A 21,366-nucleotide genomic window follows, 5' to 3' on the forward strand; every position below is an offset into this window, starting at 1 on the left:
CGGGCCAGCGGAGGTCAGCGACCGCGCGGCCCGTAGACCGCCTCGGCCTTCTTGAACGCGGCTTCGCGGGCGGTCTTCGTGTTGCGGGCGGCGAGGAGGTAGGCCTGCTCGATCCGCTCCCGGGCGAAGGTACGACGCGGGGAGGCGCTCCAGGTGTCGTTGAAGAGCCGCTTGGCGGCGGCGAGCGCGTCGGGGGACTTCTGCGACAGCTCGTCGGCCAGGCGCAGGGCGCCGGCGAGCGGGTCGTTGTCGAGGCGGGTGACCAGGCCGAGCTCCTGGGCGCGGGAGCCGTCGAAGACCTCGGCGGTCATGGTGAGCAGCTTGGCCTGGTCGATGCCGACCAGCTCCTTGAGGGCCTGGATGCCGGACATGTCGGGGATCAGGCCCCACTTGCCCTCGAGCACGGACCAGCGTGAGTCGGGGGTGGCGATCCGGAAGTCGGCGGCGAGCGCGATCTGCAGGCCGCCGCCGAGGCAGTGGCCGTGGACCGCGGCGATCACGGGGACGGGGATCCGGCGGAAGGCCCACGGGGCCTCCTGGAAGGTGTTGGTGCCACGCAGCGGGCGCGGCACGAACGCCTTCGCGACGCCGGCCGGGTTGCGCAGCACGGACGCGAAGTCGAGGCCGGCGCAGAACGCGTCGCCCTCGCCGCTGATCACGACGGCGCGCAGCGTCTTGTCGCGGCGCAGCGCGTGCGCGGTGGACACGAGGTCGTCGAGGATGTCCAGGGTCAGTGCGTTGAGCTTGTCGGGACGGTCCAGCCGGACGTGGGCGATGCCGTCGGTGGTCGTGCAGCTGACGTGGGTGCTCATGACCCCGATGCTACCCGTAGGTAACATCGGGGTCCACGAGGTGTGACCGGGCCGTCAGGCCGCCTTGACCATCTCCTTCTTGGCGGCGGCGCTCTCCAGCAGGCGCTGCATGACGCGACGCTTGCGCTTGTCGGCGGTCGTCATGGCGTAGAGCAGCTTGAGCTGGGAGGGCAGGTTCTTCGCGTTGGTGGTCGCGAGCCAGCCGTTGGGGAACGACAGGCGGATCACCTTGTGCCAGGCGCTCGCGACCTGGGGGATGAAGGGGCGGGTCAGGTAGGTCAGCTCGTACTTCTCGAAGACGGCCTGCACCTTGGGGGCGACCTCGGCGTACCGGTTGCTCGGCAGGTCGGGGAAGAGGTGGTGCTCGATCTGGTGCGACAGGTTGCCGCTCATGATGTGCATCGCCTTCGAACCGGAGAAGTTCGCGGAGCCGAGCATCTGGCGCAGGTACCACTCGCCGCGCGTCTCGTTCTCGGGGATCGCGTTCAGCTCGAAGGTCTCCACGCCCTCGGGGAAGTGGCCGCACATGATGACCGAGTGCGACCAGACGTTGCGCACCAGGTTGGCGGTGAAGTTGGCGGCCAGCGCCGGCAGGAAGGAGCCGGTCGGCAGGGCGAGGAGCGGGTTGACGACGTAGTCCTTGGTGGCCTGCTTGCGGATCTTGGTCAGCGTGCCCTTGAGGTTGTTCTTGAACGCCTCGCTGCGCTTCTCCTTGGGGATGCGCAGGTTGCGGCCGAGCTCGAGGTCGTAGGCCGCGATGCCGTACTCGAAGAAGCAGGCGTTGATGAAGTTCCAGACCGGCTGCGCGAGGAAGAACGGGTACCAGCGCTGCTCCTCGTCGACGCGCATGATGCCGTAGCCGAGGTCGTTGTCCTTGCCGACGATGTTCGTGTGGGCGTGGTGCACCTGGTTGTGCGAGTGCTTCCAGGCGTCCGACGGGGTCGCGTTGTCCCACTCCCAGGTGGTCGAGTGGATCTTCGGGTCACGCATCCAGTCCCACTGGCCGTGCATGACGTTGTGGCCGATCTCCATGTTCTCGAGGATCTTGGCGACCGACAGGCCGACCGTTCCGGCCACCCAGGCCGGCGGGAAGATGCTGGCCAGCAGCACCGCGCGGCTGCCGAGCTCCAGCTTGCGCTGCACGTCGACGATCTTGCGGATGTAGGCCGAGTCGCGCTCGCCGCGGCTGTCGATGACCTCCTGGCGGATGGCGTCGAGCTCCGCGCCGAGCGCCTCGATCTGCTCGGGGGTGAGGTGGGCGATGGGGCTGCTGGGCTTCTTGGTGATCGTGGTCATCGTCAGCCTTTCGGGAGTCTGTGGGGGCTCAGTGGTCGAGGGTGCAGTCGCCGGCGGCGGCGCTGATGCAGGTCTGGATCGGTACGCCGCCCGGGTTGGTCTCGCCCGGGACGGCGACGGTGAGCTCGCCGGTGCGCAGGTCGCGCACGGCACCGGACTTCATGGGCAGCACGCAGCCCATGCAGATGCCCATCCGGCAGCCGCTCGGCATGAGGACGCCGGCCGACTCGGCCGCGTCGAGGATCGGGACGGAGCCGTCGGTGTCGACGGTGGTGGCGGCCGCACCGGCGAAGGTGAGGGTGCCGCCCTCGGCGTCGACGTCGACGACGCTCGCGCGGAACCGCTCGGTGTGGAGCGTGAGCCGGCGCTCGCCGTAGAACGCCTCGAGGGTGTCGAGGAGACCGGCCGGGCCGCAGGCGTACGCCGTGCGCTCGGCCAGGTCCGCGACCTCGGCCTCGAGGTCGGTGGTGGTCAGCAGGCCGTCGGTGTCGGTGTGCCGCTCGATCAGCCGCAGCCGGCCGGCCTCGGCGTGGGCGCGCAGCTCGGCGCCGAAGATGACCTCGTCGCGCTTCATCGCCGAGTGCACGAGGACGATGTCGTACGCCGCGCGGGCCTCGGCCTCGTTGCGCGAGTAGAGGTTGCGCAGCATCCCGATCACCGGCGTGATGCCGGAGCCGGCCGTGACGAGCAGCAGCTTCTGCTTGCGGCCGGCGACCGGCGGCGTCAGGACGAAGTCGCCCTCGGCCTGCGCGAGCTGGATCATCTGGCCGGCGCGGGCGTCACGGACGAGGTACTGCGACACGGCGCCGTCGGGGATCGCCTTGACGGTGATCGAGATCTGACCGTCCCGGCGCGGGCCGTGGGTCAGCGAGTAGGTGCGCCACAGGCGGATGCCGTCGACGTCGACGCCGACCCGGACGTACTGGCCGGGGATGTGCCCGGCCCAGTCCTTCCCGGGCTTGATCACGAGCGTCGCGGCGTCGGCCGTCTCCTTCTGCACGGAGACGATCCGGCCCTGGAGGCCGGCGGCGGCGCCGGTGCGCAGCGGCGCGAAGTGGTCGAGCAGGTCGTCGACGCTCAGCGGGGTCACCGCGGCGTCGAGGAGCGAGCGGAAGCCGGTACGGAGGCGTCCGGTCGGGGCGGCGGTCGCGGGGGTGGCGGTCGTCGTACTCACATCTCAAGAGTCCCAGCCTGAACCGCTAAACTCATGACCGCAGCCGGTGAATCTACTCGCTGGTTTTGTACCTGAGAGACAAAGAAGGTGCCGATGCCTCGTCGCGAGTTGCGCAGGACGCGGTCCGACGAGAGCGCGCTGCTCCCGCCGGAGACCGTCGTCGCACTGCGCGGCGAGCTCGCACGGGTCGCCGACGACGTCGTCGACCAGATCATCCGGGAAGTCCCGCCGTACGAGGACGCGTTCAGCGGGCCGATGGGCGAGACCATCCGCGGCGCGGTCCAGGTCGCTCTCGGCGGCTTCCTGTCCCTCATCAGCGACTCGCGGGGGCCGGACGCGATGCCGCCGCGCTCCTCGGCGGTCGACGGGGCCTACCAGCTGGGGCGCGGTGAGGTCCGGAGCGGGCGTACGGCGGACGCGCTGCTCTCGGCGTACCGGATCGGGGCCCGGGTCTCCTGGCGGCACCTGTCGACCAAGGCGGTCGAGCAGGGCATCGACCCGGCGACCATGGCGTCCTTCGCCGAGCTGGTGTTCGCCTACATCGACGAGCTGTCGGCGGCGAGCGTGGCGGGGCACCGCGACGAGTCGGCCAGCGAGGGCCGGATCCGGCAGCGGATGGTCGAGCGGCTCGCCCGGCACCTGCTGACCGGCGCCCCCGAGGCCACCGTGCTCGCCTCCGCCGAGCGGGCCGAGTGGACGCCCCCGGCCACGCTGACCGCCGTCCTCGTCGCGGAGTCGCAGGCCGGCACGCTGCTGCAGGTGCTGCGCCGCGGGACCCTGCTCACCACGGACCTGCCCGATCTCGACGGCGCTGCGCTGCTGATGGTCCCCGACGCGCACGACCGCCGCCGGGCGACGCTGCTGCGCGCGGTGCGCGACCGCGACGCACTGGTCGGACCGGCCCGGCCATGGGTCGCCGTCCGCGAGTCCTACGACCGCGCCGTCCGGGCCCGGGCCCTCGGCCTCACCGGCGACACCGAGCGGCACCTCCCGCGACTCGTGCTGACCGCGGACCCCCAAGCACTGGCCGACCTGCGGGCCAGCGTCCTCGCCCCGCTCGACGAGCTGCGCCCGGCCGCCGCCGCCAAGCTGCGCGAGACCCTGCGCGCCTGGCTGCTGCACCAGGGACGCCGCGACGACGTCGCTGCTGCGCTGTTCGTGCACCCGCAGACGATCCGGTACCGGATGACGCAGGTCCGGGACCTGTTCGGCGACCGGTTGGAGGATCCCGATACGGTCTTGGCCCTGACCATTGCTCTCGGGGTCGAGGAGGTGAGCAGATGAGGCGTGCCGCCTCCCTGCTGGTCGTGGCCGCTGTCCTGCTTGCCGGGTGCTCGGACCCGCCGAAGTCGAAGATCGACCGCTCGGGCACGGTGCCGAGCGGGTCGTCGTACGTCGCCCTCGGGGACTCCTACTCGGCCGGGCCGCGACTCGGTCCGAGCACGGGTCCGGTCGGCTGCGAGCAGACGAAGGGCAACTACCCGCACCAGCTGGCCGAGCGGCTCGGGCTCGACCTGACCGACGTCACCTGCGGTGGCGCGACCAGTGCCGACCTGACCGAGTCGCAGACGCCGCCGAACGGTGAGCCGGTGCCGCCCCAGCTCGACGCACTGAGCTCGTCGACCGACCTGGTCACGATCGGCATCGGCGGCAACGACGGCAAGATCTTCTCCGAGCTCGTGACGACCTGCGTCGGCAAGGCCGTCAAGGACCGCGACGGCGCCCCGTGCACGGCGGAGGGCGCGTCCTTCCGCTCGAAGGTGGAGCGCCAGATCGGCAAGCTGCCCACCCGGATGGTCGAGTCGATCGAGGCGGTCCAGGAGCGCGCGCCGAAGGCCACGATCGTCGTGGTCGGCTACCCGGCCCTCTTCCCGGAGACCGGCACCTGCCCGCTGCTGCCGCTGGCGCGCGGCGACTACCCGTTCGCGCGCGAGCTGGTCGGCCGGATCAACGACGGCCTCGCCGCGGCCGCGGACCAGGCGGGCGTCGAGTACGTCGACGTCTGGGCCGCCACCGATGGCCACGACATCTGCGCCACCGATCCCTGGATCGCCGGGATCATCCCCGGGCAGGCGGGACTGGAGTACCACCCGTACGCCCGGGAGCAGGCGGTCGTCACCGACCTGCTGGTCGCCGCACTGCACTGATCCGCAGCTCTGTAGCAGGGAACGTGTTGCTACAGAGGAGACTTCTGTATCATTGGCCCATGGTCTGGGTCGTTGCGGCAGTCCTGTTCGCCGTCGCCGGGGTGATGGCCTTCCCGTCACGTCGGCGGGTCCAGCGCCTGGGCACTGCCTTCGCCTACGAGTACGGCGCGTGGGTCGACCCCGATCTGGTGGCCGCCGTCGACCGCGCCGTCCTGCGCGAGCGCCGGCTGACGGCGGTGTGGCTCGCCCTCGCCACGAGCGGCCTACTGGTGTTCTCGCCCGTCGTCGAGGTGAACACCGCCCTCCTCGTGTCGGCGGTGCTGGCGATGACGGTGGTCGCCGTTGTCCGGCTGGCGCACGCCGGCAGGGAGCTCCGCGGCCCGTCCGGGCGGCCGAGCGTCGCCCGCGCCCGGGTCGCGGGCCTGCTCGACTTCGTCAGCCCGATCGCCGTCGCAGGGTGGATCGGGTCGGCGCTCGCAGCCTTCGCGGTGGCCGGCTATGCGGTCCACGTCCTGCGTGCGGAGGGAGCGGACGCAGACGCGCGCGCGATCGGGGTGCTGGTCGGCGCGGTGACGCTCGGTGTCGTGCTCGCCCTCGGGCCCGTCTACGCCGCGCTGGTCTGCCGACGTCCGGAGCCGGCGATGGACGCCGCCCATCTCTATGTCCAGGACGCGTGGCGATCGCGGCACCTCACGTCGGCACTGCCCCTGCTCATGCCGTCGTTCCTCATGCTCGTCAGCGCCGTGTCGCGGCTCGCCACCGAGGCCGGGGCGTGGCGCGACGGTTTCTGGTTCCACGGCGGCATGGTCTTCGTCTTCGCGGCAGTGTCGACGCCGCGCGACCGGTTCCGGCGACGGCTGTGGCCGACCCTCGAACCCGGGCGGGTGCTGTACCGCGGCGAGCCCGTCCCGGGGAGCGTCGCCCGATGATCACCCTCGACCCCGCGGGGCCGCTGCCGCCGTACGAGCAGATCCGCTCCCAGCTCGCGGCGCAGATCGAGGGCGGTGACCTCGATCCGGGCAACCGCCTCCCGACGGTGCGCCGCCTTGCCGAGGATCTCGGCGTCGCCGTCAACACGGTCGCCCGGGCCTACCGGGAGCTCGAGGCCGCCGGTCTGATCGAGACCCGAGGACGGGCGGGCAGCTTCGTCGCGGGGTCGGGCGTCGAGCGGGCGGCCCGCGAGGCCGCGCTGCAGTACGTCGAGCGGGTGCGGGCGCTCGGCATCGAGGACGGCAGGTCGCTCCAGCTGGTCCGGGGGCTGCTCGGAGTGCAGCCCCCGACCAGGCGGGCGTGAGCGGGGTTCAGGCCTGGAGGGCCCGGATCGCCTCGTGGATCGAGAGCGTGCGCTCGGCGGACTCGACGTGGAGGTTCTCCACCATCTTGCCGTTGTAGGTGACGACACCGGCGCCCTTGCCGTCCTCCCAGGCCTGGATCAGGCCCCGGGCGTCCTCGACGGCCTGCTCGCTCGGGGCGAACCCGGCGTTGGCGCCCTCGACCTGGCCGGGGTGGATCAGGGTCTTGCCGTCGAAGCCCATCTGGCGGCCCTGCTCGACCTCGGCGAGGAAGCCGTCGACGTTCTTCACGTCGTTGTAGACGCCGTCGATGATGACGATGCCGGCGGCACGGGCGGCCAGCAGGGCCAGGCCGAGGCCGGTGATCACGGGCTGGCGGCCGGGCACGTGCTCGGCGTACAGCTCCTTGACGAGGTCGTTGGTGCCCATCACGAATCCGGTGAGGCGCTCGGACGCGGTGGCGATCGAGAGCGCGTTGAGCATGCCGATCGGGGTCTCGACCATCGCCCAGAGCGTGGTCCTCTCCGGCGCGCCGGCCGCGGCGAGGGCGTCCACGAGCTCGTAGACCTCCTCGGCGGAGTTCACCTTGGGGACCAGGATGACGTCCGGGCCGGCCTGCGCGGCGTCGCGGATGTCGTCGTCGTGCCACTCGGTGCCGATGCCGTTGACCCGGATGATGAGGTGGCGGCTGCCGTACTCACCGGACTGCACGGCGGCAGCGGCCGCCGCGCGGGCGGCCACCTTGGCGTCGGGAGCCACGGCGTCCTCGAGGTCGAAGATGATCGCGTCGGCGGGCAGCGTCTTCGCCTTCTCCAGCGCCCGCTCGTTGGAGCTGGGCATGTAGAGGACGGAGCGCAGCGGCTTGAAGTCGGTCATCTTTCTCAGGCCTCCGGGGTCTCGATGGCGTCGTACGTCGCCTTCAGGTCGGGGTCGATCTCGGCCAGCTTCTCGGCGAGCTCGACGAGGACCAGGCACTGCTTGAGGGAGGCGTCGTCCTCCATCTTGCCGTCGATCATGACCGCGCCGGTGCCGTCACCCATGGCGGCGACCACGCGACGGGCGTGGGCGATGTCCTCGACGCTCGGCGAGAACACCCGGTTGGCGATCTTGATCTGCACGGGGTGCAGCGACCAGGTGCCGACGCAGCCGAGGAGGAATGCGTTGCGGAACTGGTCCTCGCACGCGACGGTGTCCTTGATGTCGCCGAACGGCCCGTAGTAGGGGTAGATGCCGTGGGTCGCGCAGGCGTCGACCATCTTGGCGATCGTGTAGTGCCACAGGTCCTGCTGGAAGATCGCGCGCTTCGCGTCGAGGTCGGGCAGCCCGTCCGCGCCCCGCGGCGCGTCCTCGCGCACGAGGTAGCCGGGGTGTCCGCCGCCGACGCGGGTGGTCTTCATCTTGCGGTCGGCCGCGAGGTCGGCCGGGCCGAGCGAGAGGCCCTGCATGCGCGGGGAGGCGCCGCAGATCTCCTCGACGTTGGCCACGCCGCGCGCGGTCTCGAGGATCGCGTGGATCAGGATCGGCTTGGTGATGCCGGCCTTGGCCTCGAGCTGGGCCAGGATCCGGTCGACGTAGTGGATGTCCTCGGCGCCCTGCACCTTCGGGACCATGATCACGTCGAGCTTCTCGCCGATCGCCGGCACCAGCGTGGTGAGGTCGTCGAGCACCCAGGGGCTGTCGAGCGCGTTGATCCGCGTCCACAGCTGGGTCGGGCCGAAGTCGGTGTCCTGGGCGATCTTGACCAGGCCCTCGCGCGCGGCGACCTTGTTGTCGGCCTTGACGGCGTCCTCGAGGTTGCCCAGGAGCACGTCGACCGTGCCGACCATCGCGGGGATCTTCGCGGCCATCTTTTCGTTGCTGGGATCGAAGAAGTGGATCGCGCGGCTCGGCCGGGCGGGGATCTCGCGCAGCGGCTGCGGCGCACCCACGGCCAGCGGTCGGAAGAAGTCCTTGGCACTCTTGTGGCTCACGTCTGCTGAACCTACCCGTGAGTCACCCTGTCCGGGTATGACGGATGTCTCGCGAGACGCAGGTGCTTTTCCGGGCGCCCGCGCGGCCCGTCCCCAACGATCCACCGTTCGGGCTGATCGGGCCTGCGGGCGGTCTTTCAACGGCGAACAGTGGATCGTTCGTGCCGCTGGCGGCGGCCGTCGTCAACTCCGCCGCCACCAACGGCGGCGGTGCTCGGGCGCGGGAGCAGCGGGAACGGCCCGCCGGCGGGCGGCGCGGCGCTCGTGCCAGCCGGCGATCGTCTCCTCGACGTCGCGCGGCATGGTGATCAGCGGCGGGCCGTCGACCGGGGTGTAGCGGGCGCGCAGGACCCGGGCGTTGAAGTCCTCGACGAAGGAGCGCGCCTCGCGCTCCGACCCGAGCCGGTCGAGTGCGGCGTCGAGCTCAGCGTCGTCCTTGCGGAGCTGGAGGGAGGGCGGGAGCACGATGACGTGCTCGCGCTCGACGAGGCGCTTGACCCACCAGTCGGGGTCGTGGGTGGTGCCGAGGTCGGGGATCGGCTTGCCGGCGCCGGGCAGGTCGTCGAAGTCGCCGCGCTCCATCGCCTGGCGCACCTGGAGGTCCACCCAGGTCTGCTGCTGCTCGATCCGGGCGCGGGCGGCAGTCCTCTCCACGCGGGGATCGGGGGCCGGGTGCTCCTCCTCCATGCCTCCACTATGCCGCGCCCCTTGCAGCCCTGCCCGGTGCGGAGGATCGTGGAGGGATGCACGCGAAGGTAGGAGATCGCCTGGTCGTGGAGGCACACACCGATTCAGCGCACCGCCGCGAGGCGGAGGTCCTCGAGGTGCGCGGGCAGGACGGCGGACCGCCGTACCTCGTCCGCTGGGAGGACGGCCACGAGTCGCTGGCCTTCCCCGGGGCCGACGCCCACGTGGTGCCGGCTCAGGGCTGACGCAGGAAGTCCGCGACCAGGGGCGCCAGCGTGTCCGCGCTGGTGACCAGGCCGAGGTGCCCGTCGGGGTAGACGTGCAGCCGCGCGTTCGGCAGCAGCGCGCGCATGATCCGGGCATTGACCAGCGGGATGATCGGGTCGTCGTCGCCGGCGAGGATCAGCGTGGGCTGCCGGATGAACGGCAGGCCCGGCAGACTGGACCACCCGGCGCCGGCGAGCAGCTGGAGCAGGTACCCGCGGCGGGAGCCGACCCGGGAGTGGGCATGCATGAGGCGTCGTACGTCGTCGGGCCGGTCGCGCATCTGGCCGCCGTACAGCTCGGCGGCGACCTGGACGGCGTAGTCGGCGTCGCGGTAGCGCTGGGGCGTCACCATCTTGCGCAGCACGCTCGGGGGAGCGGGGACCATGATCGAGCCGGTGGCGGTGCTGACCAGGACCAGGCGCCGGCAGCGGCGGGGCTGCTGGAAGGCGATCTGCTGGGCGAGCCCGCCGCCCCACGAGATTCCGAGGACGTCGTACTCGTCGTACCCGAGCTGCGTCATCATCGCCCCGACGCCGAGCGTGAGCAGGGGGAAGTTGTAGGGCAGCTTGGGGTTGGGGGAGCCGCCGACGCCGGGTACGTCGAAGCGGACCACCCCGATGCGGGGATCGAGTGCGTCGACGAACGGCTGGAGCAGGTCGAGGCTGGCCCCGATCCCGTTGCACAGCAGCAGGGGCGGCCCGGGCTCGGTACCGGGGCGGACCGAGGCCCGGATCTCGTGGCCGAGGACGGTGAGCTGGCGCAGCTCCAACGCAGGTGACCTCACTTGTCGAAGACGTAGGTGCCGGGGGCCTCGGCCAGCGGCTGCAGCCGGGTCGAGCCCATCTCCTCGGGCGCGGGCTTGAGGGCGCCGCAGCGCTCGTCGAGCCACTGCGCGACGTCGTTCCACCACGAGCCCTGGTGGGTCTCGGCGCCGGTCAGCCAGGCCTTCGCGTCGGGGCCGTGCTCGTCGTTGGTGTGGAAGGTCGCCCTCGGGTTGCCCGGCGGGTTCACCAGGGCGGCGATGTGGCCGCTGGTCGACAGGATGAACCGGGTCTTCCCGCCGAACAGCTGAGTGGTCCGGTAGCAGTTCTCCCACGGCGTGATGTGGTCGGCGATGCCGGCGACGACGTAGCTGTCGACGGTGATCTTGCCGAGGTCGATCGGCTGCCCCAGCACGGTCAGGGCGCCGGCGCGCGTGAGCTGGTTCTCGACCGCCATGTCGACGAAGTCGGCGTGCAGGCCCGCGGACATCCGTGTGGTGTCGGCGTTCCAGAACAGGATGTCGAAGGCCGGGGGCTTCCTGCCGAGCAGGTAGTTGTTGACCCAGTAGTTCCAGATCAGGTCGCTGGGCCGCAGCCACGCGAACACCTCGGCCAGCGAGCGGCCGTCGAGGAAGCCCTTCTGGGCCGAGCGGGCCTTGGCCAGCGCGGCCATCCGCGGGTCGCTGAGTGCCCCGACCGTGCCGGCGTCCTGGTTGTCGATCACGGTCACGGCGAGCACGACGCCGGCGAGGCGGTCCTGGCGGCCGATGCCGGCGAGGTACGCCGCGGTGATGCTCGCGAGGATGCCGCCCGAGCAGATGCCGGCGAGCACCGTCTGCGCACTGCCGGTGATCTCCTCGACCGCGTCGAGGGCCTCGAGGATCGAGCCGACGTACGTGTCGAAGTTCCATGCGGAGTGGCGGGCGTCCGGGTTGCGCCACGAGATGACGAACATCTGGCGGAGGTTCTGCGTGCTGAACTCGACCAGGCTGCGGCCCGGCGACAGGTCGATCGCGTAGAACTTGTTGATCGTCGGCGGCACGATCATCACCGGCACCTCGTGCACCTCGTCGCACTGCGGCACGTACTGGATCAGCTCCAGCACCTCGTTGCGGAACACCACCGAGCCCGGCGTCGCGGCGATGTTCTCGCCGAGGGTGAAGCCGGAGGTGTCGACCATCTCGGGCACCCGCGGCGAGGAGGCGAGGTCCTTGACCAGCTGGGTGCCGCCGCGGACCAGGCTCAGCCCGGCGGTGTCGATGACGGCCTTGGCGGAGGCCGGGTTGACCAGTGGCACGTTGCTCGGCGACATCGCCTCGACGACGTTCTCGACCAGGAACCGGACCCGCTTGCGGTCGCGCGGGTCGAGGTCGGCGTCCGCGACGAGCTGGTCGACCGTGCGGCCGCCGGCGAGGTAGACCTGCACCAGGCGCCGCAGCAGCGGGTTCTCGGTCCAGGCCGTGTCGGTGAAGCGGCGGTCGCCGCGCTTGGGGGTGACGTCCGACGTACCGACGACGACCTTGGCGGTCTCGCCGGCCAGGGCGCCGAGGCGACGGGCGGTCGTCCGCGGGCGGCGGGCGAGGGACACGGCCCACCGGGCGGTGGACATGTCGGGCAGGAAGCGGCGGACCGGGCCGAGGGCAGCGTCGACGAGGAGTACGTCGAGGGGAGCGGCGGTGTCGGCCAGGCGGGTGGTGGTCGAGGAGCTCATGCCTCAACTGTCGTCCTCGGGGGCGGGGCGGCGCTTCGGCCGTGGGCACCGAGAATCCGGGCGATCGTGTGTGCGCATGCACAACGCGAGCCCTAGTCTCGGTCCTGTGAGTGGACCGGACGTGAACGCCGAGGTGCGCAAGCTCAGTGCGCGGCTGCTGCCGGAGTCGGACCAGCTCGGTGCGGCGATGGCCCAGCGGATCCGGGACGAGATCCCGGTGTACGACGGCGGCGAGATCGTGACCCACGAGGAGCTCGTTGCGTCGTGCACGGTCAACGCCCGCTACATCCTCGGCAACCTGGCGGGCGACGTCGCGGCCACCGAGACGCCCACCGAGACCGGCACGACCCGGGCCGAGCAGGGCGTCCCGTACGCGATGGTGCTGCAGGCCTTCCGGGTCGGCTCGCGGTTCATCTGGGAAGTGCTCGTCGAGCGGGCCGACCCCGAGGACCGCGACCGCCTGCTGCTCGCCGCCGCCGACATCTGGGCGGTCAGCGACCAGCTCGCGGCCGACGTCACCGACGCCTACCGCCGCGCCCTGGCCGACCGCGCCCGCCGCGACGGGCAGATGCGCGCCGTGCTCGTCGGCTCGCTCCTCGACGGGGATGCCGGCGCCACGGCGTACGTCGGCGAGACGGCCGGCATGCTCGACCTCGGCCGGGCCACCGAGTACGTCGTGGTGTCGGCTGAGTCGCCGACGCCCGGCGCCGAGGGCCTGCCCGACGTGGAGCGGGCGCTGCGGCGCGCCAACGTGCGCTCGGCCTGGCGGCTCGACCACGACCACCAGGAGGGTGTCGTCGCGCTCCGGTTCGGCTTCGGCGCCGAGCACCTGGTCGAGCTCCTCGCCGGCCTCGCCCGGGCCCGGGTCGGGGTCAGCACCGTCGTCGGCCGGCTCGACGACATCCAGGAGGCGCGGCGCCAGGCCCGGGTGGCCTGTGCCGCAGTCTCGCCCGGCGCTGCGGTGGTCGGCCGGTTCGGCGCCGACCCGCTCGCCGTACTGCTGGCGGGGAGCCCGGACCAGGCCCGGGTGCTCGTCGACGCCGTGCTCGCACCGGTCATGGCGCTGCCCGAGGACGACCGGGCGGTGGTCTTCGCGACGGCCCGTGCCTGGCTCGCCGCCGGCGGCTCCACCTCGACCGCCGCCCGCGAGCTGCACGTGCACCGCAACACCGTGCGCTACCGGATCCGGCGCCTCGAGGAGGTCACCGGCCGCGACCTGGCCCGGCCCGTCGACGCCGCCGAGCTCTATGTCGCGCTGGAGTGCGTGCGGATCCTCGGGCTCGGGTGAGCAGGGTGCAGGAATCGCCTCTTCAGAGGTGATTCCCTCGCTTGTTGACCGTTGCAACGGTCAGTAAGCGCATATTTCGCCGCTGAAGCGGTGATTCCTGCAGAGCTACAGCGGGACGTCGGCGCGGCGCGGGTCGCACCAGGGGGTGCCGGCGGGGGTGCGGGAGAACTGCTCGTCGTACAGCCGCTTGTAGAGGCCGCCGGCCAGCAGCAGGTCGTCGTGGGTGCCCTGCTCGACCAGGTGTCCGTCCTCGAGGCCGAAGATGACGTCGGCGGAGCGGATCGTGGAGAGCCGGTGGGCGATGGCGATCGTGGTGCGTGAGCGGGTGGCGCGCTCGAGCGCCTCCTGGACGAGCCGCTCGGTCTCGTTGTCCAGGGCGGAGGTGGCCTCGTCGAGGATCAGGATCCGCGGGTCCTTGAGCAGCACCCGGGCGATCGCGAGGCGCTGCTTCTCACCACCGGAGAGCCGGTAGCCGCGCTCGCCGGTGATCGTCTCGTAGCCCTCCGGGAAGCCCATGATCCGGTCGTGGATGTTGGCGTCGCGGGCCGCCTGCACGATCTCCTCCGAGCTCGCGTCGGGTCGGGCGTAGGCGATGTTGTCGCGGATCGTGCCGTGGAACAGGTACGGCTCCTGGGTGACCATCCCGACCGCGTCGGCGAGCGAGGAGAGGGTGAGGTCGCGGACGTCGTGCCCGTCGATGAGGACGGCGCCCTCGGTGACGTCGTAGAACCGGGGGACGAGGTACGTCGCCGTGGTCTTGCCGCTGCCCGACGGGCCCACGATCGCGGCGAGCTGACCGGGCTCGACCACCAGGGACACGTCGTCGAGCGCCCAGGTCGATCCGGTCGGCCGCTCCTCGTCGTCCTCGATCCGCACCCCCGTCTCGCCGAACCGGTCGCGGTTGACGGTGCCGGACAGCGAGCGCGGCTCGGGGTAGCGGAACCGGACGCCGCGCAGCTCGACCCGCCCCTGCAGCTGGTCGGGGTCGAGGGCGATCGCGCCGGGACGCTCGGTGATCGCGGGCTCGAGGTCGAGGTACTCGAAGATCCGGCGGAACAACGCCATCGAGGTCTGCACGTCGAGCGTCACGCGCATCAGCTGGAGCAGCGGCATCTGCAGCCGGCTCTGCAGTGTCGTGAACGCGACCAGGGTGCCGGCGGTGATCGTGTCGGCGCCGACGGGGACGTGGCCGGTGATGATCCAGCCGGCGACCAGGTAGATCAGCGCGGGCGTGATCGCGAAGAAGGTCTGCACCATCGCGAAGAAGGTGCGGCCGGTCATCGCCTGGTCGACCTGCAACCGGGTCTGCCGGCGGTTGGCCTCGCGGTAGCGCTCGACCTCCGACTCGGCCCGGTTGAAGACCTTCGCGAGCAGGATCCCGCTCACCGACAGGGCTTCCTCGGTGATGGCGGTCATCTCCGAGAGCGATTCCTGGGTACGACGCGCGAGGCGCTGCCGCGCGCGCCCGACCCGGAACTGCAGGCCGACGAACAGCGGCATCAGGAACAGCGTGAGCAGGGTCAGCTGCCACGACAGCACGATCATCGACACGAACGCCGCGCTCACGGTGACCGAGTTCTGCACGATCGTGGTCGCGGTGTCGGTGAGGACGGTGCGTACGCCGGCGACGTCGTTGGCCAGCCGGGACTGGATCGCGCCCGTCTTGGTGGCGGTGAAGAACGCCAGCTCCATCTTCTGCAGGTGCTCGAAGAGGTCGCCGCGCAGGTCGGCCATCGCGGAGTTCCCGACCGTCGAGGTCAGCCACATCTGCACGATGCCGATCAGCGCCGCGACCACCGGGATCGCGCACATGCCGGCGATCAGCCAGGCCAGCAGGTGCAGGTCCGGTCCGCCGCCGTCGAGGGGGAACAGGGCGTTGTCGAACACCGCCCGGGTCAGGAAGGGCACCATCGTCTGCAGCGCCGCCGCGGCGAGCACCGCGACCAGGACGAGCCCGATCTTGCCGCGGTAGGGCCGCAGCAGGTGGGCGATCCGGGGCAGCACCGGCTCGCGCTTGCGCAGGTCGGCGGTGGTCAGGTGGGTCACGACAGGACTCGGTCGCATCAGGCGCCCTGCTCCCAGCCGGCACCCCAGCGGCCGCGGTGGGCCACCTCCTGCCACGGTGTACGACGTCGCCGGGTCGCCGAGCCCTGGGCGCCGGTCGCGCGCGGGGCCGGGTGGCCGATGGTGATCGCGCCGATCGGGTGCGGGGCCTCCACGTCGTCGGTGTCGACCAGGCCGAGGGCCTGCTTCACCGCGTCGACCCGGCCGGGGACCAGCCCGAAGAAGCAGGCGCCGAGGCCGGCGTCGGTCACCGACTGGAGCAGCAGCAGGGAGGCCATCGCGGTGTCGAGGTGCCAGTAGGGCATCGCCCACCGGTCGGCGTCGTGGTCACCCAGACCGGCCCGGCGCTTGTCCGCTTCGGCGTACCGGTCGAGGTAGGCGTCGCGGCGGCTGCACGGCACGACCACCACGGGCGCGCTCATCATCCCGGCCAGCCAGCGGTCGGGCGCGGACGTGTCGGCCTGCGCCTCCCAGAACCCGCGCACGCTCTGCGGGGTGTCGAGCACGACGAACGCCCAGCCCTGCGAGAAGCCGGCGCTCGGTGCGCGGGTGGCGTGGTCGAGCGCCCGCTCGATCACGGCGGGGTCGACCGGAGTGGAGGTGTAGGCGCGCGTCATCCGGCGTCGGCGTACCACCTCGGCGAACTCCACGGGGCCAGCCTAGGGGTGCGTCTGAGGCGGTCTGAGGCGCGCGGCCCGGAACCTGAGGTAGGGCGGGACCCGAACATAGGGAACGTGTCCGATGTGGGGGACTACCTCAGAGGACGAGTCTCTACGTCATGAGCAGCAACTACTACCTCAACGCAGAGAACGAGTACCGCCGCCAGCAGGCGGCCCGCGGCATGGCCGCCAGCCGGGCGGGGCGCAGCCGCACCTCCTGGCTGCGGCGGATCGCCGCCACCGACCCCAGCGTCGAGCGTCACACGCGCTGACCGGTCACCACTCCTTGTCCACCCTGTCGGTGGCGGGCGCCATGATGGTGCCCGTGGCCGCACACAGCAGCCTGACCATGGTCGGGCGTGACACCGAGCTCGCCGAGGCGATCGCCGTGCTCGACGACGCCGTCAGCGCCGCCGAGGCCGGGACGTCCCGGCGAGCGGTGCTGCTGTCCGGCGACGCCGGCGTCGGCAAGACCCGGCTGCTGCGTGCACTGCGCGACCATGCCCTCGACAGCGGCTGGCAGGTGCTGGCCGGGCACTGTCTCGACTTCGGCGACAGCGCCCTGCCCTACCTCCCCTTCAGCGAGGTGCTGGGCCGGCTCGACGCCAGCCACCCCGAGCTGGTCGAGGCGGTCGCGGCGATCCACCCGGCGCTGACCCGGCTCCAGCCCGGGCGGCGCACGCGCGTGGTCGGCGACGAGTCGTCCGACGAGCACAGCCGCGGCGCCGACCGCGGCGACACCTTCGTGGCCGTGCACGCGCTGCTCGAGGCGGCGGCCACCGAGGCGCCGGTGCTGCTGGTGGTCGAGGACCTGCACTGGGCCGACCAGTCGACCCGCGACATGCTCGGGTTCCTGTTCACCCGTGCCTTCGCGCGGCCGGTGGCCATCGTGGCGTCGTACCGCTCCGACGACCTGCACCGCCGGCACCCGCTGCGCCGCCAGGTCGCCGAGTGGACCCGGCTGCCGCAGGTCGGGCGCCTCGGCCTCGGCCCGCTGCCGGCGGAGGCCGTGCGGGCGCTGGTGGGCGAGCTCGCCCCGACCGGCCTCGACGAGCGCTCCGTCAACCGGATCGTCGAGCGTGCCGAGGGCAACGCCTTCTTCGTCGAGGAGCTCGTCGCCTCGGGGTCCTGCGCCGAGGGCGACGTGCCCGGCGATCTGGCCGACCTGCTGCTGGTCCGGCTCGACCGCCTCTCCGAGGAGGCCCGCCACGTCGTCCGGGTCGCGAGCGTCGCCGGGCGCCGGGTCACCCATGACCTGCTCGCCGCGACGGCTGACGTCCCGGTCGACCAGCTCGACTCCGGCATCCGCCAGGCCGTCGAGATGAACGTCCTCGAGGTGGGCGGACATCTCTACGCCTTCCGCCACGCGCTGCTCGGCGAGGCGATCTACGACGACCTGCTGCCGGGCGAGCGGGTCCGGCTGCACGCCCGCTACGTCGCTGCGCTGTCGAGCGGCGCCGCCGGCGGTACGTCGGCCGAGCTGGCCCGGCACGCCCGCCGGGCCAACGACCTCGACCGGGCCGTCACGGCCAGCATCGAGGCCGGCGACGAGGCGATGGCGGTGGGCGGCCCCGACGAGGCGGCCGACCACTACCAGCAGGCGCTCGAGCTGCTCGAGGACCCGGAGCGTGTGGCCCGGCTGGAGGTCGACCACGCCAAGCTGGTGGTCCGTGCTGCCACCGCGCTGATCACCGGCGGCAACGCCGTCCGGGCCGGACAGCTGGTCGCCGCGCGGCTCGCGCAGCTGCCGCCCGACGCCCCCGCGGCCGACCGCTCGCGTCTGCTCAGCACCCACGCCGAGGTGCTCTCGATGACCGAGACGGAGCTCGACCCGGTCGCGATCTCCGCGGAGGCTCTCGCCCTGGCTCCCGAGGGCGAGAGTCCGCTGCGGGCCAAGGCGCTGGCCGCGCACGCCCGGATCCTCGGGGCCTACCGCCGTGACCAGCAGGACGAGGCCGAGGTGCTCGCGACCGAGGCGCTGGCCCTGGCCGAGCGGCTCGCCCTGCCCGAGCTGGCCTCCGACATCGTGACCACCCTCAGCGGGCTGCGGGTGCAGACCGTCGCCGGGTCCGAGCAGGACGCCCTGCGTCGTACCCTCGAGTCGGCCGTCGACAGCGCCGTCCGGGCCGGTGCCTTCCAGGCCGAGATCCGCGGCCGCTGGCTGCTCGGCCGGTCCTACCAGGACTCCGGCGACTGGGAGCAGTCCGCGCGCTGGTTCCGCTCGGCCATGGCGCTCGGTGAGCAGGCCGGCCTGGTGTGGGCGCCGTTCAGCATCGAGTCGCGCTGGCAGCTCACCCGGATCAGCTACCTCCTCGGCGACTGGGACGACGTGCTCGCACTCGTCGACGTCGTCGACGGGCTCAGCGGCCCGCCGATCCCGCGCGGCATCATCGAGCCCGCCCGGCTCTCGGTCCTCGCCGCCCGCGGCGAGGACGTCCTCGACCGGCTGCTCGCCCTGCGCCCGCTCTGGGAGGACGAGGGCGGTGTCGCAGTCTACAGCTCCGGGGCCGAGATCGAGCTCCACGGCGACCGCGGCGACGCGGCTGCCGCGATCGCCGTCTACGACCACGTGGTCGAGGTCCTCGGACGGATCTGGGGCGAGTACTTCGGTGGCCGGATCCGGCTCGCCGCCGGCGTCCTCGCCGCGATCGCCCGGGCGATGCCGCGGGCCAGCGCTGCCGAGCGTCGTGGCCTGGTGGACCGGGCCGACCGGCTGCTCGCCGACGGTGAGGCGGTCCTCGCCGCGATCCGCGAGCGCAGCGGCCCCTGGGGCCCGGAGGGCCGGATGTGGACCGACCGGCTGGTCGCCGAGCACCACCGGGTGCAGTGGCTCGCCGGCGGTGACGAGGCTCGCCGCGACGAGCTGCTCGCCGCCTGGCAGGCGGCGCTCGACTCCACCGTGAAGGTCGGCAACGTCCCCGAGCTGCTCCGTGTGCGGGCGGCGTACGCGCAGATCCTGCGGCTCGTCGGCGACACCGCCCGGGCTCGGGACGAGGCCGACCAGGCGCGCGCCCTCGCCGACCGGCTGCGCGCGCCGCTCCTCGTGGCCGACCTCGTGGCCGAGCCCGGCGCGGCGCGGGGTGCCGGCACGACCAGCCACTCCGGTGGCGCCGCGCTGACCGCGCGGGAGCTGGAGATCCTCGAGCTCGTCGCCGAGGGCCGGTCCAACGGCGAGATCGGCAAGCAGCTGTTCATCAGCACCAAGACGGTGAGCGTCCACGTCTCCAACATCCTCGGCAAGCTCGGCGCAGCGGGGCGCACCGAGGCGGCCGCGATCGCCCGCCGCGACGGTCTCCTCTCGTAGAAGTCCTACCGTGGGCGGAGGCCGGGGTGCCGACCGCGGCGTAGCGTCCCTCGCATGACCATGGAAGCGGAGCGCGCGGGCCACGACGGCGACACCCGCGAGCTGACCATGCGGCGGTTCCGGCACGGCAGCGTGGTCGGCGGCCGCAACCTGGCGCCGGTGCCGGCCGACCAGCTGCCGCCCGGCCCGCGCTGGCCGGCGCTGCTGCAGACGGTCGCGCTGATGCGCTTCCGGCACCAGTTCCACCCGTGGCTGCACCGCAGGTACGGCGACGCCTACACGGTCAACCTGATCCCCGGGAACCGGCCGCTCGTGCTGTTCACCCGGCCCGAGGTGACCAAGGAGATCTTCGCCGCCGACCCGGAGGTCTTCCACGCCGGCAAGGGCAACGCGATCCTCGGCCCGATCATGGGGGAGCACTCCCTGCTCCTCCAGGACTCCACCGAGCACCACCGGGCCCGCAAGCTGCTGATGCCGGCCTTTCTCGGGCACGCTCTGCGCGGCTACCGCAGCCTGGTGGCCGAGGTCGCTGCCGCCGAGGTCGACACCTGGCGGGAGGGTGATCCGTTCCGGGCGCTCGAGCGGATGAACTCGCTGACCCTCGAGGTCATCCTCCGCGTCGTCTTCGGCGTCACCGACGAGGCCCGGCTCGCGAAGCTCCGTCCGGCGGTCAACCACACGGTCGAGATCCACCCGGCGATCCTGCTCGGCTGGGCGTACCCGCGGCTGCAGAAGCTCGGCCCCTGGCGTCGTACGGTCGACAACCAGGTCGAGCTGGACCGGCTGATGTACGCCGAGATCCGTGAGCGCCGCGCCGCCCACGACCTCGGCGAGCGGTCCGACGTACTGTCCCGGCTTCTCACCGCCTCCGCTGGCTCCGACGAGCCGGGCAGCGGTCTGGACGACACCGAGCTGCGCGACCAGCTGGTGACCCTGCTGCTGGCGGGTCACGAGACCACCGCCTCCGCGCTCTCGTGGGCGCTGGTCGAGGTCGGCCGCAACCCCGACCTGCTCGCCCGCACGCAGCGCGCCGTCGACGAGGGCGACGACGCGTGGCTGGAGGCGGTGCTCAAGGAGTCGATGCGGCTGCACCCGATCATCCCGATGGTGGTGCGCACCCTGATGGCGCCGGCCACCGTCGGCGGCTGGGACCTCCCCGCCGGTGCGACGGTCGGGCCGTCGATCATCATGAGCCACCAGCAGGAGTCGAACTTCGCGGACCCGGACGTGTTCCGGCCCGAGCGCTTCCTCGGCGATGACGTCCCCGCGCTCAACGTGTGGATCCCGTTCGGCGGCGGCGTACGTCGCTGCATCGGTGCCGGCTTCTCCCTGATGGAGGGCGTGGAGGTGCTGCGCGAGGTGTTCCGCCGGTACGACGTCACCGCGGTCGGGACCGACGTGCCCAAGGTCCGCAACATCACCAGCGTGCCCCGGCGGGGGGCGCGGATCCGGGTGCGCGCACGCTGATCTCGCCGCCGATCTCGACGGTCGCGGCGACGTCCTCGAACAGGTCGGCGTAGTCGGCGTAGTCCACCCGGGCGACGGTCCCGGTGAGGGTGACGCCGACCCCGTCGTGCAGCCAGGCCCACTGGTCGCACACCACGTCGACCCCACCGATGCGGTGGGAGAACCGGGTGTAGCCGACCGGCTCGCCGTCGAGGTCCACCACGTCGGTGTCCTCGACCTCGAGGGCGTCGAGCTGCACGGCGAGCGCCGCCATCGCCTCGCGGCGCCAGTCGGCCAGGGCGGCGGCGTCGACCGGGCCGGTGTGCAGGGCGAGCTCGGGCGTGAAGCCGGAGCTGGTGGGCGTGGGGGCCTGGGCGACGAGGGCGACGCCCGGCGCGGGGTCGTCGAAGGTGGCCCAGCGGCGAGGTACGGCGAGGGAGACGGACGGCGTGGTGGAGCCGGTCCTGGAGGTGGTCATGTGCGGCAGC

The 21,366-nt window shown here is 72.3% G+C and carries 20 protein-coding genes; 9 read left to right on the plus strand and 11 right to left on the minus strand.

What is annotated here, in order from left to right; genetic code table 11:
- Positions 1–14: 14 nt before the first annotated feature.
- The 3 genes from ACZYRU_RS03095 to ACZYRU_RS03105 are packed head-to-tail and all read right to left on the minus strand — an operon-like array spanning position 15 to position 3,282.
- Positions 15–812 carry a crotonase/enoyl-CoA hydratase family protein gene (locus ACZYRU_RS03095; protein ID WP_488955610.1) on the minus strand — a complete coding sequence of 266 codons (798 nt, stop codon included), beginning with the start codon at positions 810–812 and terminating at the stop codon, positions 15–17.
- A gap of 54 nt (positions 813–866) precedes the next feature.
- A complete protein-coding gene (locus tag ACZYRU_RS03100) occupies positions 867–2,108 on the minus strand; it encodes a fatty acid desaturase family protein (RefSeq protein ID WP_488955611.1) in 1,242 nt (413 codons plus the stop codon).
- A gap of 28 nt (positions 2,109–2,136) precedes the next feature.
- Entirely contained in the window at positions 2,137–3,282 is a 1,146-nt protein-coding gene (locus tag ACZYRU_RS03105; RefSeq protein WP_488955612.1) for a ferredoxin reductase, read from the minus strand.
- A 93-nt stretch (positions 3,283–3,375) separates the two neighbouring features.
- Here ACZYRU_RS03105 and ACZYRU_RS03110 point away from each other — a divergent pair, with 93 nt between their 5' ends.
- From ACZYRU_RS03110 to ACZYRU_RS03125, 4 genes are read left to right on the plus strand one after another with little or no spacing between them, the layout of a single operon-like run.
- Entirely contained in the window at positions 3,376–4,566 is a 1,191-nt protein-coding gene (locus tag ACZYRU_RS03110; protein ID WP_488955613.1) for a PucR family transcriptional regulator, read from the plus strand.
- Positions 4,563–5,429: an SGNH/GDSL hydrolase family protein gene (locus ACZYRU_RS03115; protein WP_488955614.1), complete on the plus strand. Its 867-nt coding sequence runs from the start codon at positions 4,563–4,565 to the stop codon at positions 5,427–5,429. Before ACZYRU_RS03110 ends, ACZYRU_RS03115 begins: the two co-directional genes overlap by 4 nt.
- Before the next feature lie 59 nt (positions 5,430–5,488).
- A complete protein-coding gene (locus ACZYRU_RS03120; protein WP_488955615.1) occupies positions 5,489–6,358 on the plus strand; it encodes a hypothetical protein in 870 nt (289 codons plus the stop codon).
- Positions 6,355–6,723 (plus strand): GntR family transcriptional regulator, encoded by a 369-nt coding sequence (locus ACZYRU_RS03125; RefSeq protein WP_488955616.1) that lies wholly within the window; start codon positions 6,355–6,357, stop codon positions 6,721–6,723. The genes ACZYRU_RS03120 and ACZYRU_RS03125 overlap by 4 nt, the downstream gene beginning before the upstream one ends.
- 7 nt (positions 6,724–6,730) lie before the next feature.
- Here ACZYRU_RS03125 and ACZYRU_RS03130 read toward each other — a convergent pair whose 3' ends face one another.
- The 3 genes from ACZYRU_RS03130 to ACZYRU_RS03140 form a co-directional block, all read right to left on the minus strand.
- A complete protein-coding gene (locus ACZYRU_RS03130) occupies positions 6,731–7,597 on the minus strand; it encodes an HpcH/HpaI aldolase/citrate lyase family protein (protein WP_488955617.1) in 867 nt (288 codons plus the stop codon).
- A 5-nt stretch (positions 7,598–7,602) separates the two neighbouring features.
- A complete protein-coding gene (locus ACZYRU_RS03135) occupies positions 7,603–8,691 on the minus strand; it encodes an HpcH/HpaI aldolase/citrate lyase family protein (RefSeq protein WP_488955618.1) in 1,089 nt (362 codons plus the stop codon).
- A gap of 183 nt (positions 8,692–8,874) precedes the next feature.
- Positions 8,875–9,378: a DnaJ family domain-containing protein gene (locus ACZYRU_RS03140; RefSeq protein WP_488955619.1), complete on the minus strand. Its 504-nt coding sequence runs from the start codon at positions 9,376–9,378 to the stop codon at positions 8,875–8,877.
- Positions 9,379–9,434: 56 nt separating this feature from the next.
- Between ACZYRU_RS03140 and ACZYRU_RS03145 the strand changes: the two genes are divergently transcribed.
- Positions 9,435–9,623: a DUF1918 domain-containing protein gene (locus ACZYRU_RS03145; RefSeq protein ID WP_488955620.1), complete on the plus strand. Its 189-nt coding sequence runs from the start codon at positions 9,435–9,437 to the stop codon at positions 9,621–9,623.
- On the opposite strand, the gene phaZ is transcribed toward ACZYRU_RS03145, so the two are convergent.
- Both phaZ and ACZYRU_RS03155 read right to left on the minus strand, forming a co-directional pair.
- Positions 9,614–10,414: a poly(3-hydroxyalkanoate) depolymerase gene (gene phaZ, locus ACZYRU_RS03150; RefSeq protein ID WP_488955621.1), complete on the minus strand. Its 801-nt coding sequence runs from the start codon at positions 10,412–10,414 to the stop codon at positions 9,614–9,616. The genes ACZYRU_RS03145 and phaZ overlap by 10 nt on opposite strands.
- Before the next feature lie 11 nt (positions 10,415–10,425).
- A complete protein-coding gene (locus tag ACZYRU_RS03155; protein WP_488955622.1) occupies positions 10,426–12,117 on the minus strand; it encodes a PHA/PHB synthase family protein in 1,692 nt (563 codons plus the stop codon).
- A 106-nt stretch (positions 12,118–12,223) separates the two neighbouring features.
- On the opposite strand from ACZYRU_RS03155, the gene ACZYRU_RS03160 reads away from it, so the two are divergent.
- A complete protein-coding gene (locus ACZYRU_RS03160) occupies positions 12,224–13,405 on the plus strand; it encodes a PucR family transcriptional regulator (protein WP_488955623.1) in 1,182 nt (393 codons plus the stop codon).
- Positions 13,406–13,510: 105 nt separating this feature from the next.
- Here the strand turns inward: ACZYRU_RS03160 and ACZYRU_RS03165 are convergent, their stop codons facing one another.
- Together ACZYRU_RS03165 and ACZYRU_RS03170 are read right to left on the minus strand one after the other, a co-directional pair.
- On the minus strand, positions 13,511–15,451 hold the full coding sequence (locus tag ACZYRU_RS03165; protein WP_488955624.1) for an ABC transporter ATP-binding protein: 1,941 nt from the start codon (positions 15,449–15,451) through the stop codon (positions 13,511–13,513).
- Between the two features lie 17 nt (positions 15,452–15,468).
- Complete coding sequence (locus ACZYRU_RS03170) at positions 15,469–16,119, minus strand: nitroreductase family protein (protein WP_488955625.1); 651 nt, start codon at positions 16,117–16,119, stop codon at positions 15,469–15,471.
- A 128-nt stretch (positions 16,120–16,247) separates the two neighbouring features.
- Here ACZYRU_RS03170 and ACZYRU_RS03175 point away from each other — a divergent pair, with 128 nt between their 5' ends.
- The 3 genes from ACZYRU_RS03175 to ACZYRU_RS03185 are packed head-to-tail and all read left to right on the plus strand — an operon-like array spanning position 16,248 to position 20,899.
- A complete protein-coding gene (locus ACZYRU_RS03175) occupies positions 16,248–16,400 on the plus strand; it encodes a hypothetical protein (protein ID WP_488955626.1) in 153 nt (50 codons plus the stop codon).
- Positions 16,401–16,453: 53 nt separating this feature from the next.
- Positions 16,454–19,432 (plus strand): helix-turn-helix transcriptional regulator, encoded by a 2,979-nt coding sequence (locus ACZYRU_RS03180; RefSeq protein ID WP_488955627.1) that lies wholly within the window; start codon positions 16,454–16,456, stop codon positions 19,430–19,432.
- Between the two features lie 54 nt (positions 19,433–19,486).
- On the plus strand, positions 19,487–20,899 hold the full coding sequence (locus tag ACZYRU_RS03185; protein WP_488955628.1) for a cytochrome P450: 1,413 nt from the start codon (positions 19,487–19,489) through the stop codon (positions 20,897–20,899).
- Here ACZYRU_RS03185 and ACZYRU_RS03190 read toward each other — a convergent pair.
- A complete protein-coding gene (locus ACZYRU_RS03190; protein WP_488955629.1) occupies positions 20,850–21,356 on the minus strand; it encodes a hypothetical protein in 507 nt (168 codons plus the stop codon). The two genes, ACZYRU_RS03185 and ACZYRU_RS03190, sit on opposite strands and share 50 nt — an antisense overlap.
- Between the last annotated feature and the right edge of the window lie 10 nt (positions 21,357–21,366).

It is taken from the genome of Nocardioides sp. F233 (genome assembly GCF_057813895.1).